The organism is Pseudomonas sp. HMSC057H01 (assembly GCF_001836405.1).
GTDB classification, from domain to species: domain Bacteria; phylum Pseudomonadota; class Gammaproteobacteria; order Pseudomonadales; family Pseudomonadaceae; genus Pseudomonas; species Pseudomonas aeruginosa.
Genome location: NZ_KV828436.1, coordinates 1 through 705 on the forward strand (window position 1 = coordinate 1; position 705 = coordinate 705).

Genomic DNA, 705 nt, shown 5'->3' on the forward strand with positions numbered 1-705 from the left:
TCCGAGAAGCCAGCGCGAAGATCTACCGCGCCGCGACCAAGGCGCTGCTCAAGCACTTCGGCCCTACGGCAACCGTACAGGAGGTGGACCACAGGTCTGTGCTGGGATGGCGGCGCAAGGTCCTGGAACAAGGCCTGTCGAAGCGGAGCTGGAACACGTATTCGAATCATCTGCGAACGATCTGGGGCTATGCCATCGAGCACGAGCTGGTGACACACTCCCAAGTCAACCCGTTCAGAAAGACCACCGTCATCCCCCCCAGGCGAGCAAGCAAAACCGTCGCAGCCGAAGCCATCCTGCGCGCCCGCAATTGGCTCAACATGCAGGTCGGCGCCGAGCGCTGCACTGGCGATCGCGCACGCATCACTCCCGCCTGGTTCTGGCTTTGCACGTTTGAGGTCTTCTACTTCACCGGCATCCGGTTGAATGCGCTGTTGTGCATCCGCAAGCGCGACATCGACTGGGAAAATCAACTGATCCTCATCCGCGGCGAGACAGAGAAAACTCATAAAGAGTTCGTAGTGCCAATAACGGAGGGGCTTGTGCCTCACCTATCGCGGCTCCTGCAGGAGGCCGATAGAGCCGGATTCGCCGATGACGACCAGTTGTTCAACGTCAACCGGTTCTCACCGCACTACAAGAGCAAGGTGATGAACTCCGACCAGGTCGAAGCCATGTACCGGAAGTTGACCGAGAAGGTTGGGG

General features: G+C 59.3%; 1 protein-coding gene. It reads left to right on the plus strand.

The window, feature by feature from the left end:
* A partial coding sequence (gene xerC, locus HMPREF2581_RS10410; protein WP_139181904.1) for a site-specific integrase occupies nucleotides 1–705 on the plus strand: 705 nt, incomplete at both ends.